Genomic DNA, 12,928 nt, shown 5'->3' with positions numbered 1-12,928 from the left:
GCCATGACAAACTCAGGGGTGGCACAATGCGCGCGGTAAAGCTAACGATCACCGGTCTGGTCCTGCTGATGGCCCTGTCGGGCTGTGGCCAGAAAGGGCCCTTGTACCGGGAGGCGCCGGCCGAGGTGCCCGGCACTGCGGCGTCGGCCCCCGCCGAGCCCGGCAGCCGGGACGTGCGCGATGATGAGGAAGCCGGCGACTGACGCGCCGGAACCCGCCCCGTCAAACCAATCAGGATACACATGGACCACTTCAACTATCGCAACGGCGAACTCCACGCCGAGGACGTGCCGGTTGCGGCCATTGCCGAGCGCTTTGGTACCCCGGCCTACATCTACTCCCGGGCGACCCTGGAGCGCCATTACCGGGCCTACGACGACGCCCTCAAGGATCGGCCGCACCTGGTGTGCTACGCGGTCAAGGCCAACAGCAATCTGGCGGTACTGAACGTGCTGGCCCGGCTGGGCGCCGGTTTTGATATCGTCTCCGCAGGCGAGCTGGAACGGGTGCTGCGCGCCGGCGGTGATGCCGGCAAGGTGGTGTTCTCCGGTGTCGGCAAACAGGAGTGGGAGATGAAGCGGGCGCTGGAAGCGGGCGTGCGCTGCTTCAACGTGGAGTCCGACACCGAACTGGATCGGCTCAACGCGGTGGCCGGCGAGCTGGGGGTCAAGGCGCCGGTGTCGCTGCGGGTCAATCCGGACGTGGACGCCGGTACCCACCCCTACATCTCCACCGGTCTGAAGGAGAACAAGTTCGGCATCGACATCGCCGAGGCGCCGGCGGTCTACGCCCGGGCTTCGACCCTGCCGAATCTGGATATCCAGGGGGTGGACTGCCACATCGGCTCCCAGCTGACCTCGGTGTCGCCGTTCCTCGATGCCCTCGACCGGGTGCTGGCACTGATCGACACCCTGGCCGACCAAGGCATCAGCATCCGCCATCTGGACATGGGCGGCGGCCTCGGCGTGACCTACGATCAGGAACAACCGCCCCAGCCGTCGGACTATGTCACCGCGCTGTCGGACCGACTGGGTGACCGCCAGCTGGAGCTGATCATGGAGCCGGGCCGGTCCATCGCCGCCAACGCCGGCATCCTGGTGACCCGTGTGGAATTCCTCAAGTGCACCGAGCACCGCAATTTCGCCATCATCGACGCCGCCATGAACGACCTGATCCGTCCGGCCCTGTACAGCGCCTGGCAGGCCATCGTGCCGGTGGCGCCGCACCAGCAGGGCGAGGAGAAGTCCTGGGATCTGGTTGGCCCGGTGTGCGAGACCGGGGACTTCCTCGGCAAGGACCGCAAACTCCGGCTGCAGGCCGGCGACCTGCTGGCGGTGCGTTCCGCCGGTGCCTACGGCTTCGTGATGAGCTCCAACTACAACAGCCGCAATCGCCCGCCTGAGCTGATGGTGGACGGCGACCAGGTGCACGTGGTCCGCCGTCGGGAAACCCTGGCGGACCAGCTGGCCCCCGAGAGCTGTCTGCCGGAATGAGCGAGACCCAGGCAATGAATCAGCAACGTCGCGGTCAGGGCCCAATGGTCCGGTTTACCAAGATGCACGGGCTGGGCAACGACTTCATGGTGGTTGACGCCATCAGCCAGCCGTTCCGCCTGCGCCCGGAGCACATTCGGGAGCTGGCCGACCGCAACTTTGGCATCGGGTTTGACCAGCTTCTGGTGGTCGAGCCCCCGGGCCTGCCGGACGTGGATTTCCGCTACCGAATCTTCAACGCGGACGGCTCGGAAGTGGAGCAGTGCGGCAACGGCGCTCGCTGCTTTGCCCGCTTCGTGCGCGAACAGCGGCTGACCAACAAGAAGGTGATCCGGGTCCAGACCGCCAAGGGCGTGATCGAATTGCGCGTGGGCAAGGACGGCATGGTCCGGGTCAATATGGGCGTGCCGGAGTTGAATCCGCCGGCCATCCCGTTTGCCGCCGACCGGCGCAAGGCCGTCTACACCGTGGACATTGATGGCACCAACGTGGAGCTGAGCGCGGTGTCCATGGGCAACCCCCACGGCGTGCTGCTGGTCGACGACGTCGACACTGCACCGGTGTCCAGTCTCGGGCCGCGTCTGGAAAGCCACCCGCGGTTTCCGGCCCGGGCCAACATCGGTTTCCTGCAAATCATCGACCGTGGTCACGCCCGGCTGCGGGTGTTCGAGCGCGGTTCCGGCGAAACCCTGGCCTGCGGCAGCGGTGCCTGCGCCGCGGTTGTCGCCGGGTGCCTGCGCGGCTTGCTCGATAACCGGGTGGAGGTGGAGCTGCGCGGCGGCCGGCTGGTGATCGAATGGCAGGGTGAGGGGACCCCTGTTATGATGGAAGGCCCCGCGACCAGCGTCTTTGAGGGCCAGTTGCGGCTGCCGGGCGACACTCAGGGTCGTCGTCGGAACAACAGAAGACCAATAAGACGGTCCTGACAGTCAGGAGAGCGCGATGACAGACCAAACGGCCCGCCAGAAGGCCGGAGAGCTCACCCGGGAGCAGGTGGCGGACTACCTGCGCGACAACCCGGACTTTTTCATGGATCAGGATGAGCTGCTGCGCAGCCTGACCCTGCCCCACGACAGTGGTCGGGCCATTTCCCTGGTCGAGCGCCAGGTGCACCTGTTCCGGGAACAGCGGGATACCCTGCGCCGGGAGCTGGTGGAGCTGGTTGCCATTGCGCGCCAGAACGACCGCCTGTTCGAGAAGAGCAAGCGCCTGCTGATGCAGGTGATCGAGGCCCGGAGCCTCAGTGACATGGCCTCCGCCATTGACGACAGCATTCGCGGTGATTTCGGCCTCGACGCCGCGTCCGTCCTCCTGTTCACCGACCTGGACCTGCCCGGCACCTCTCAGGGCGCCCTGCATGTGGTTCGGCCCGCCGAGGCGCGAGAGCGCCTGGGCAGCCTGCTCGAAGGCGAACGCGCGGTGTGCGGCCAGTTCCGCGAGAGCGAACGCGACTTCCTGTTCCCGGATCGCGAAGATCCCATTGCCTCGGTGGCGCTGGTGCCCCTGCGCAGTGACGATCTGGTCGGGGTCTTCGCCGTCGGCAGCTGCCAGGCCGGCTACTTTGACCAGAGCATGGGGTCGCTGTTTCTCAGCTACATCAGCGACACCCTGAGCCGCCTGCTGCCGCCCATGGTGCAGCGCCACACCGGGGCGGCCCCGGTCACCGATATCGCGACCGAGTCGCGCTAGGTCGCCATGGCCAGGGACGGGCAGGATGCAACGACCGAGTTGATGACCCCGGTCGCCGATTTCATCCGGCACCTGGCCGCGGAAAAGCGCCACTCGCCCCGAACCTGCGACAGCTACCGTCGCGACCTCCAGCGCCTGGCCGCCTGGTTGGCCGAGACCGGGCACCCGAGCCAGTGGCCGCAGGTGTCCAGTCACGACCTCAGGCGCTACGTCGCCGAGTTGAGTCGGGCCGGCCTGAACGGCCGCAGCATTGCCCGCCACCTGTCCGCCATCCGCCGATTCTACCGATTCCTGCTGCGCGAGCGGCTGGCCACCGATAACCCCGCCCTGGACATTCGCGCCCCCAAGAGTGGCCGACGTCTGCCCAAGGTGGCCGATGTCGACCAGCTCAACCACCTGTTGGATACCTCGCCGGACGACCCCCTGGAAATACGTGACCTGTGTATGTTCGAGCTGATGTATTCGTCCGGGCTGCGGTTGTCGGAACTGGCTGGCCTGGATGTGGACGCGGTGGACCTGCGCGGGGCCGAGGTGCGGGTCCTGGGCAAGGGCGGCAAGGAACGGGTGTTGCCGGTGGGGCGCAAGGCCCGGCTGGCCCTCGAGGGCTGGTTGCCGGTGCGCGCTGGCCTGGTGCCGGAGCAGGAACGCGCACTCTTCGTCAGCCAGCGGGGCGATCGACTCAGCCATCGCAGCATCCAGGCCCGGCTGCATCGCTGGGGCCTGGCCAAAGGGGCGGACCAACGTCTGCATCCGCACCTGTTGCGGCACTCCTTCGCCAGTCACATGCTAGAGTCCAGTGGTGATTTGCGGGCGGTCCAGGAGTTGTTGGGGCATGCCGACATCGCCACCACCCAGGTCTATACTCACCTGGATTTCCAACATTTGGCCCGGATTTACGACCAGAGTCACCCCAGGGCTCGCCGGCGAAGCTATGATGGTCGGCAGCGGACAGAAGACAGCGCCGGCGAGTGACCGCCGGTAACAAGGAACAATCGCGGGAACTGGCGGTTAGCAATAACACAGCGGGAGCGCTCAATGACATCGGATCAATCCTGGAAGGAGAAGTACCTTCAGGAGCTGGAATCGGCGGATCGACGGGAAAAGCAATGGAAGGTCGAACGCAATAGCCTGGAACGGATGCTGGTACGCACCAGTCTGGCCTCGGAGGGCCAGGCGCCCGAACTGGATCGACTGCTGGCCCAGCTGCGCAAGGACCTGCGCAACAAAGAACTCGACGTGGATGCCTGGCGGGCACTGCAGGAGCAGATCGACCAGCAGGTCGCCCTGCTGGATGAGCGTATCCCGGCCGCCGTGGGCGGTGCCGGTGTGGTTGGAACGGCGCCCCAGGGTCAGGCGTTCTCCGATGACATGCCGGAAGCGAACGGCGTGCCGGGCGACGCCCGCGACATCACTGACAACACCAACCGGTTGCGGATTGCCCGCCGAATTGGCCAGCTCTTGGGCCAGTTGCTCAACCAGGTCACACTGGAATCCGGTGCCGAAGCCCAGGCCCGGCGTCTACAACAGGCCTTGCTGTCCAGCAACGACTGGGATGAGCTCCGGGAGGGGCTGAATCAGGTCGCCGAGCTGGTGATTGCAGCGATTACCCGCAGCCAGAAAGAGTTCGAGGCGTTTCTGAAGCGAGTCGACGAGCGCCTGCAGCAGCTGCGCGGGCACTTTGCCGAACAGTCCTCGGCCCAGGCCGACCGTCTGAGCGCGTCCGAGGCCCTGGACCGGGAAATCCGCGAGGAGCTGGAACGGGCCGGCAACCAGGTCCGGGACAGTGAAGACCTGCACGAGCTCAAGGCCTCGGTCAGTCAGCACCTGCTATCGATCGGCCAGGCCCTGGGCCGGTTCCGGGACCAGGAAAGCGAACGGGAAAAGGTCTTAGCCGAGCAGCTTGAGGTGATGCAGGAAAAGATCGCCGCCATGGAAGCGCATTCGGAGCAGTTGCAGTCGGATGTGAAGCGCGAACGGCAACGGGCCTTGACCGACCTTCTGACCCAGTTGCCGAACCGGGAGGCTTGGCAGGAGCGGCTGGCCTTTGAATTCAACCGCTGGCAACGCTACCAGGGCCCGCTGACGGTCGGCGTGCTCGATATCGATTTTTTCAAGCGGATCAACGATTCGTACGGCCACAAGGCCGGCGACCGGGTGCTCCAGCTGATTTCCAGGGAGCTCCGGGAACGTCTGCGCGCCACCGACTTCATCGCCCGATTCGGCGGCGAGGAGTTCATGGTGTTGTTTCCGGAAACGACGCCGGATGCCGCCAAACTGGCGATGGAAAAGCTGCGCCACCACATTGGCAAGCTGCCTTTCCACTTCAGTGGCGAGCCGGTGCAGATCACCTTTTCGGCGGGGCTGGCGGCCTTTCGACCGGGGGATACCGAGGAGGCGGTCATGGACCGGGCCGACCGAGCCCTGTACCAGGCGAAAGACGACGGCCGCAACCGGCTCGTTGTTGACGCGGAATCATGCGATCAGTGACGCATGCGGGCATCCAGCTCGTCGATGATCTCGGCCCAGTCACTGTCTTCTTCCAGGCCCTCTTCCAGGAAGTGGGACTGGCTCTCTGACCAGAAGGGCGCGTCCTGAAGCGCGATTTCACGGGGCAGTGGTGAGTACCGGGTGATAAAATCCTCGATGCTCTGGTCGTCGGCGGCCAGGCCGAGTTGCTCGAACAGCGTCGTGAAAGTGTGCTTGCTGGTGTCCATGGATAGGTTTCTCCCGATTGGCGTTCGCCTGCATGAAATCACAGTCGTTTGCAGGTATTGTTCCCTGAAATGTAGCGGACCCCTTGAGGATATCCAGTGAAGGTCTTCCTTCCTCTTTTACTATGCTTCCTGCTGGCACTGTTTCAATCCCCACTGCGCGCTGATCCGCCCCAGCCGTCTCCGGCACCGGTGCTGGGCAGTCAGGAACTGGCCTGGCTTGGGGAGCAGGACGGCTTTCGTATCGGGGTGCGTGTCGGTCAGGTGCCGCTCATTTTCGATACCGGAGACGGTACGCTGGCGGGTACCTACATAGATTACCTGGCCCGCCTGTCGGACAAGCTCAATGTACCGGTCGAGCCGGTGATCCTGGACGACGAGGCTGAGGAGCCGGCCACCGATGCGGTGCTGACCACCCGCCTGCCCGACGCCCGGGTGACCCCGGGCAAGCGCTACAGCGAACCCCTGATGACCCTGACCTACGGCCTGTTTGTCAGTGCCGGCGACGTCGCGATCCGCAGTCTGGCCGACCTGGAAGGCGGGCGCATCGCGTTGATCGATGGCGACGTCAACCAGTACCCGATGCTCGACCCGGTCGAGAGCTTCACCCCGGTGCCGGTGGATGGCATCGGCGAGGCCGTGAGCAGTGTACTCTCAGGCCAGGCGGACGCGTTCCTGGGACCGGTGCCGGTGGTGTCCGATTACCTGCAGTCGGCGATGATCAATGGCATCGGGCTGTCGGCCCTGCTGGATCAGAGCACCGTGGACGTGGTGTTGCAGGTGGACGTGGACAACGACCGCCTGTACCACGTGCTGAACCAGGCGGTGGCCTCGATCAGCCACACCGAGCATCGGGTCATTCGCCAGTCCTGGCTGCAGGCCGATGTGCCCGCCCTGGAGCGTAGCGGGCTGGAGTTATCGGCGTCGGACCGGGAGTGGCTCAAACGCCACCCCAATCTGCGAGTCGCCTTTCGCACCGACTGGCCACCGTTCGAGTTTGAGCAGGACGGTCGCGCCACCGGCCTGGTGCCGGACCTGATGACCCGGCTGGAAGCCGAACTCAACACCCGCTTCAGCCGGTCCGAAGTGTCTGGTCGCATGGCTGCCGAGAAGCTGCTTCAGGCCGGCAAGATCGATATCCTGCCGGGCCTGTCCCGAACCCCGAGGACCGAATCCGAATACCTGTTCACCCGCGCCTACCTGACCGTGCCCATCGCCCTGGCCATTCGTGATGACGGTCGGTTCATTGGTGATCTGCGGGAATTGCGGAACGAGCGCGTCGGGGTGGTGAACCGGCACGCCGCCCACGATTACCTGCTGATCAACCACCCGAACCTCGACATCTACCCGATGGATACGGTGGAAGAAGGCCTGCTGGCCCTGTCCAATGGCGACCTCGAGGTCATGGTGACCCACATTCCGGCGGTCAGTTACACGGTGGCCCGGCTCGGCCTGTCCAATCTGCGGATCACCAGCATCACGCCCTATGAGTACGACCTTCGCCTGGCGGTCAGCAAGGACAACCCGGAGCTGCACCGGATCCTGAACCAGGTGCTCAACAGCCTGGATGTGACCGAAACCGAAGCCATCTACAACCGCTGGATCCACCTCGACATCGAGCAGGAGACCGACTACACCGTGGTCCGTCGGGTGGTGCTGATCGCCGTGCTGGTGGTGCTGATCTTCCTGTACTGGAACCGTAAGCTGTCCCGGGAAGTGGACGAACGGATCCGCTCGGAAAACGCTCTGCGCCGTAGCGAAGACGAGCTACGCGCGGCCAAGCTCGAAGCCGAACGCCTGGCCCGGGAGGCTGAAACCGCGAGTCTGGCCAAGAGTGAATTCCTGGCCAACATGTCCCACGAGATCCGGACCCCGATGAACGCGGTCATCGGCTACAGCGACCTGCTCAACAACACGGTCACCGATCCCCAGCAGCGCACCTACCTGGAAGCCATCCGCGCTGGCAGCCGAAGCCTGCTGATGCTGATCAACGACATCCTGGACCTGTCCCGCATCGAGGCCGGTAAGATGCGGCTGGATTATTCCGCGGTGTCCATGCGTCGGCTGCTCGGCGATGTCCGCCACATTTTCGACCTGCGAGCCCGGGAGCAGGGCATCTCCCTGGAGGTGAGTGTCGATTCCAAGATGCCGGCGGCCATGATGCTGGACGAGACTCGCCTGCGCCAGGTGCTGTTCAACCTGGTGGGCAACGCCATCAAGTTCACCCACGAGGGTGGGGTGACCGTCCGGGCTACGGCGACGTTGCTCAAGCCAGACGGCAAGAAGTCCGACACCGGTGAGCGCCAACACTACCGGCTGGTGGTCACGGTCAAGGACACCGGGATCGGGATTCCGGCCGACCAGCGGGAGCGCATTTTCGATGCCTTCGAGCAGCAGGAGGGGCAGAACACCCGGCGCTACGGCGGAACCGGCCTGGGGCTCGCCATCAGCCGCAAACTGGCGCGGATGATGGGTGGCGACCTGGAGGTGGACAGCGAGCCGGGTGTCGGTTCGGTGTTTACCGTGGTGCTGCCGGAGGTGGAGGCCACCGGCGATGTGGCCGAGGAGGAAGGCGCGCCCAAGGAGTCGGAGCGCTTGCTGGCCCAGACCCTGAGCATTCAGGAGCGGGGCTGGCTGCGGGAGCAACTGGCGGCGGATTTTGGCGACGAGTGGCAGACCGTCCGGGAAAGTGGCGACCCCGAGCAGATGAAGGACTTTGCCCGGCGGGTCCAGGCCTGGGGCCAGCGCTTCCGGTCCCGGTCAGTGACCCACTATGGGGAAAAGCTGCTGGCGGATGTGGAGGCGTTCAACCTGGACTCGGTCAACAGCGCACTCGACGCTTTCCCGAAACTGTTGGGGCGTTAACCCCGGGTTACAGGCAGTCGAACTGGGAACGGCGGTCAAACGCCACCGACACCATGTCGTAGCCGGAGTCGGACAGCTGACGGATCAGGTCGCGGTCTTTCAGCAGGGTCATGCACACTTTGTGCACGCTCGCCTGCAGTTGCTCGACCGGGGGCTGGGTGGCCTCGAACCGGAAATCGACGATCAGGTACTTGCGCTCGATCGCCGAGGATGCGGGAATGTCGTCTCGCTCAACGCTTTCGTAGCCGATGTAGGTGGCCTGTTCCTGGGGGAAGACCTGGCTCATTAGCACGTCCAGATTTTCCGCCTGGGCTGACAGAGCCGGCAGCAGCAGGCCGAGGCAAGCGATCGGAAATGAGGCAAGGTTCTTCATGACGGTCACTCCCGGCACCCACTCTGCGTCCGTGTTACCAAGTGTAAAGTTTCGTTACAGGTGATTATTGCAGAGTCGAACAGGTTTTGCGTGATCCAATACATGAATTTTTCAATTTTTTTCAGTTTGATGACGCCGGCGCGGGCCCCGGAGCAGGCGGCGGCTAAGCTATCAACTATTCTGTCTTTACAACAGTGATAAAGAGGATTTCCCATGTTTCAGCTCGTCTTTAAGGGAGAATGCGCTCCCGGTACCGACATGGAGACGGCCCGGACGAACGCCCGCACCCTGTTCAAGGCCAGCGTGGAGCAGGTCGATCGCATGTTCAGCGGGCAGCCGGTGGTCATCCGCAACAAGCTGGAAGAGGTGCAGGCCGAGAAATACCGGGCGGTGCTGCAGAAACACGGCATGATTGCCCACGTGCAACCCATGCCCGGAACCGCCCCGGCGCAACCGGCACCGGCCTCCGCGCCCCGGCCGGCCGCTTCAGAGCCCCGTGCGCAGGCGGCCCCATCGGCGCCAGCCAGCGGCCAAAGACCCGCGCAAGGGCCGGGCAAGGTGCCGGGCACCGAGCCCGGTGACCGCCCGAACGTGGCCGGAGACAAGGTCGATGACATACTGACGGGCTCCGCCCTGAGCCTGGATCCGGTGGGTGTCACCCTGGTGGAACATACCGAGGTTGAGCTGCCGATGTTCCAGCACCTGGACGACTGGACCCTGGCGCCTGCGGGCTCGGACCTGGGCGTGCAAAGGGAGGTGCCGCCCCCGGTGGTGCCGGATGTGTCCCATCTGTCGCTGGCCGACGACGACCCCAAGAACAAAGCCTGAGTTCGTGGTGGCGTCAGGTAAGTTCGTTCGCCCCCGTGCCATGCCTGCCGGCCTGGTTCGGGTTCTGGCCCTGGCCGTTGCCCTGGTGCTGGCCGGTCCGCTGGTGGCCGGCGACCGGCCCACGGTCGGGCTGGTGCTCAGTGGCGGCGGTGCCAAGGGCATGGCCCACGTCGGTGTGTTGCGGGTACTGGAGGAAATGAACATCCTGGTGGACCTGGTGGTGGGCACCAGCGCCGGGTCCGCGGTTGGCGCCCTCTACGCCTCGGGCATGCCGGTGGCCGACATGGAACGCCGGTTCATCGAGATGGACTGGCTGTCCAGCTTCCAGGATGACCCCGGCCGGGTGTTCAAGCCGGTGCGGCGCAAACGGGAGGAAGTGCGCTTCCCGATCACCCCGGGCATCGGGCTGCGGGCGGACGGGCTGCACGTGGGCGGCGGCATCATCGCCGGCCAGAATCTCGGCTTTATCCTCAATGAACTGACCCGCAGCGCCGCCCTGGTGGAGGACTTTGATCGCCTGGCCATTCCGTTCCGGGCGGTGGCGACCGATCTGGAAACCGGTGAGCAGGTGGTCATGGGGCAGGGCAACCTCGCCGAAGCGATTCGCGCCAGCATGAGCATCCCCGGGGTCTATGCCCCGGTCCAGCGTAACGGCCGCCTGCTGGTGGACGGCGGCGTCGCCAATAACCTGCCGGTGAGTGTCGCTCGGGACATGGGGGCGGACGTCATCATTGCTGTCGACATTACCGATCCGCTGCTGGACCGGGAGGAGCTGAGCGAGGCTTTTTCCGTGGTGGGCCAGCTCACCACCATGATGACCCGCCGCAACACCGACGAGCAGTTGGCGCTGCTGACCGAGCAGGACATCCTGATTCAGCCCGATCTCGAGGAGTTCGGTTCGGCGGATTTCTACAACGCCACCATGCTGTTCGAGCTGGGCGCGACCAGCGCCCGGGAACACGCGGTGGAGCTGCGGCCGCTGACCGTGTCCCGCACCGAATGGACCGGTTACAAGGCGCAGATGGCGTCTCGGGGCTACCGCGCAGGTCCCATTGCGAGGATCGAGATCGAGCATGGTCGGGCACTCAGCGACGACTTCCTGCGGGAGCGGATCCAGCAAAAGGAGGGCGAGCCCCTGGATGTCGAGGTGCTGGAGGCCGACCTCAAGCGCATCTACGGCCTCGGCTACTACGAAACCGTGTCCTATTCCCTGGCGCCCAGCCCGGACGGGACGGTACTGACCATCCGGGTCCAGCAAAAAAGCTGGGGGCCGAATTACCTCTCCTTCGGGCTCAGCTACGAGGACAACTTCGACGGTGAAAACCTGTTCAACCTGGCCTCGTCGCTCCGCATGACCGAACTCAATGACTTTGGCGCCGAATGGCAGACCGGGGTTCAGCTCGGCACCGATCCCTGGCTACGGACCCAGTGGTACCAGCCCCTGGATTACGGCTACCAGCGTTTTCTGGTGGTCGGCGGCGAGTACAGTCGCGACACCCTCGGGATCTTCGACGGCGGCACCAGCCCGGTGGCGGAGGTCGATGTCACCTATCGGGAAGTGGACCTGGGCCTGGGCATGGAATTGGGCGGCAACGCCGAGGTACGGCTGGAATACGTGCGTGGCTACGCCACCATCGATGAACAGGTAGGACAGCCGCTGGTCCGCGAAGATTCGGTGCACCAGGGCGGCCTGCGCCTGCAACTGGTCCACGATTCCCTCGACGACGCCTTCTTCCCCCGCCATGGCGCTTTCGCCGGCCTGCGCGGGCAGTTCGAGCGCAAGGGCCTGGGCTCGGACCGGCACTTCGAATCGGTGACCGGGATGGTGCTGGGCACGGACAGCTGGCGGGGGTTCAACCTGACCGGATTGCTGTTCGGCGAGGCGGTGACTGGCGGTGAGCCGGGCATCGAGAATGCCGTTCGGCTGGGTGGCTTCCGGCGGCTGTCCGCCTACGCCCCGGGCCAGATCACCGGCGACAACGCGCTGCTGGGGTCACTCTACGCGAGCCAGGCCTTCGGTGGGCCGATCGTGCCCTGGTTCGCCGGCATCGGCTTCGAGGCCGGCAACGCCTGGGAATCCTTCGACGACGCCGACTGGAACAGCACGGTCCGGTCCTGGAGTCTGTTTGCCGGCGTCGACACCTTTCTCGGCCCGATCCAGCTGGCCACCGCCTACAACAACCGCGACGACTGGACCGCCTACCTGAACATCGGGTTCTCGTTTACCCAGCTGTTCTACGACTGAGATCGCTACTGGGAATCGCGCCGGTTGGCGCTGGCGATGGCCTCGAGCACCTGCTGGCACTGCTGCATGGCGTAGCGGTGCAGGATCTCGGTCAGCCGGGCCTCGTCCCGGTCCTTGATGGCCTGGATCGACTGCTGCATGTGCGCCAGGTTGTCTTCGATCACGTGGCTGCCGCCCTGCTGGAACGCGACAAAGGCACAGCGCTTGGCGGACGGCCAGAGGTCGTCGATGGCGGCGACGATGAAGTAGTTGTCGGCGTAGACCAGGGAGGCCTTGGTGTACTCGATGCCCAGCTCCAGGAACGCCATCAGGTCGCCCTTGCCAAAGCTGGCTGCCATCTGCGCGTACAGCGACTCCAGCCGTTCCATGTCCGCGGGCTGCCACTGGCGCACCAGTTTGCGGCCGGTGTGGGTGAGGTACAGTTCCAGGGTCTCGTACAGGCTGCGCACGAAGAATTCGTCCAGCGGCGTGACGAACGCGCCCTTGCGCGGCACGTTCCTGACCAGATGCCGTTTCTCCAGCAGCAACAGCCCCTCCCGGATGGAGCCGTGACTGACGTCCATCTGCTTGGCCATGGCGCCCTCGTAGATGCGCTCACCGGAGCCCAGCTGGCCAAAGGCAATCAGGTTTTCGATGTGGCGGGCGACCTGCTCGGTCAGGGTCTCTCTGGGACGGAAGGCGTTCATGGTGTCAGGTCGCTACGGCATGCTGGCTGGGACGAGTC

12 protein-coding genes are annotated in these 12,928 nt (G+C 65.0%); 9 read left to right on the top strand and 3 right to left on the bottom strand.

Going from position 1 to position 12,928, the window contains the following annotated elements:
* Positions 1-26: 26 nt before the first annotated feature.
* The 6 genes from lptM (at position 27) to U5822_RS03790 (ending at position 5,669) form a co-directional block, all read left to right on the top strand.
* Positions 27-203 (top strand): LPS translocon maturation chaperone LptM, encoded by a 177-nt coding sequence (gene lptM / locus U5822_RS03815; RefSeq protein WP_322854298.1) that lies wholly within the window; start codon positions 27-29, stop codon positions 201-203.
* 39 nt (positions 204-242) lie between these two features.
* Positions 243-1,493, top strand: coding sequence for a diaminopimelate decarboxylase (gene lysA, locus U5822_RS03810; RefSeq protein WP_322854297.1), 1,251 nt, complete (start codon positions 243-245; stop codon positions 1,491-1,493).
* A 14-nt stretch (positions 1,494-1,507) separates the two neighbouring features.
* A complete protein-coding gene (gene dapF, locus U5822_RS03805) occupies positions 1,508-2,419 on the top strand; it encodes a diaminopimelate epimerase (protein ID WP_322854296.1) in 912 nt (303 codons plus the stop codon).
* 16 nt (positions 2,420-2,435) lie between these two features.
* A complete protein-coding gene (locus U5822_RS03800; protein ID WP_322854295.1) occupies positions 2,436-3,182 on the top strand; it encodes a DUF484 family protein in 747 nt (248 codons plus the stop codon).
* A 6-nt stretch (positions 3,183-3,188) separates the two neighbouring features.
* Entirely contained in the window at positions 3,189-4,154 is a 966-nt protein-coding gene (gene xerC, locus U5822_RS03795; protein WP_322854294.1) for a tyrosine recombinase XerC, read from the top strand.
* A gap of 63 nt (positions 4,155-4,217) precedes the next feature.
* Positions 4,218-5,669 carry a diguanylate cyclase gene (locus tag U5822_RS03790; RefSeq protein WP_322854293.1) on the top strand — a complete coding sequence of 484 codons (1,452 nt, stop codon included), beginning with the start codon at positions 4,218-4,220 and terminating at the stop codon, positions 5,667-5,669.
* Here U5822_RS03790 and U5822_RS03785 read toward each other — a convergent pair.
* Positions 5,663-5,896 (bottom strand): DUF2789 domain-containing protein, encoded by a 234-nt coding sequence (locus U5822_RS03785; protein ID WP_322854292.1) that lies wholly within the window; start codon positions 5,894-5,896, stop codon positions 5,663-5,665. The genes U5822_RS03790 and U5822_RS03785 overlap by 7 nt on opposite strands.
* Positions 5,897-5,992: 96 nt before the next feature.
* Between U5822_RS03785 and U5822_RS03780 the strand changes: the two genes are divergently transcribed.
* Positions 5,993-8,758: an ATP-binding protein gene (locus U5822_RS03780; protein ID WP_322854291.1), complete on the top strand. Its 2,766-nt coding sequence runs from the start codon at positions 5,993-5,995 to the stop codon at positions 8,756-8,758.
* 7 nt (positions 8,759-8,765) lie between these two features.
* Here the strand turns inward: U5822_RS03780 and U5822_RS03775 are convergent, their stop codons facing one another.
* Entirely contained in the window at positions 8,766-9,131 is a 366-nt protein-coding gene (locus U5822_RS03775) for a hypothetical protein (RefSeq protein WP_425258723.1), read from the bottom strand.
* Between the two features lie 213 nt (positions 9,132-9,344).
* Here U5822_RS03775 and U5822_RS03770 point away from each other — a divergent pair, with 213 nt between their 5' ends.
* Positions 9,345-9,959, top strand: coding sequence for a hypothetical protein (locus U5822_RS03770; RefSeq protein WP_322854290.1), 615 nt, complete (start codon positions 9,345-9,347; stop codon positions 9,957-9,959).
* Positions 9,960-9,999: 40 nt separating this feature from the next.
* Positions 10,000-12,204 (top strand): patatin-like phospholipase family protein, encoded by a 2,205-nt coding sequence (locus U5822_RS03765; RefSeq protein ID WP_322856878.1) that lies wholly within the window; start codon positions 10,000-10,002, stop codon positions 12,202-12,204.
* Between the two features lie 5 nt (positions 12,205-12,209).
* On the opposite strand, the gene U5822_RS03760 is transcribed toward U5822_RS03765, so the two are convergent.
* Complete coding sequence (locus tag U5822_RS03760) at positions 12,210-12,890, bottom strand: GntR family transcriptional regulator (RefSeq protein ID WP_322854289.1); 681 nt, start codon at positions 12,888-12,890, stop codon at positions 12,210-12,212.
* Positions 12,891-12,928 lie beyond the last annotated feature (38 nt).

This window comes from Marinobacter qingdaonensis (assembly GCF_034555935.1).
Taxonomy (GTDB): domain Bacteria; phylum Pseudomonadota; class Gammaproteobacteria; order Pseudomonadales; family Oleiphilaceae; genus Marinobacter; species Marinobacter qingdaonensis.
This window is presented reverse-complemented; position numbering and strand designations above follow the sequence as displayed.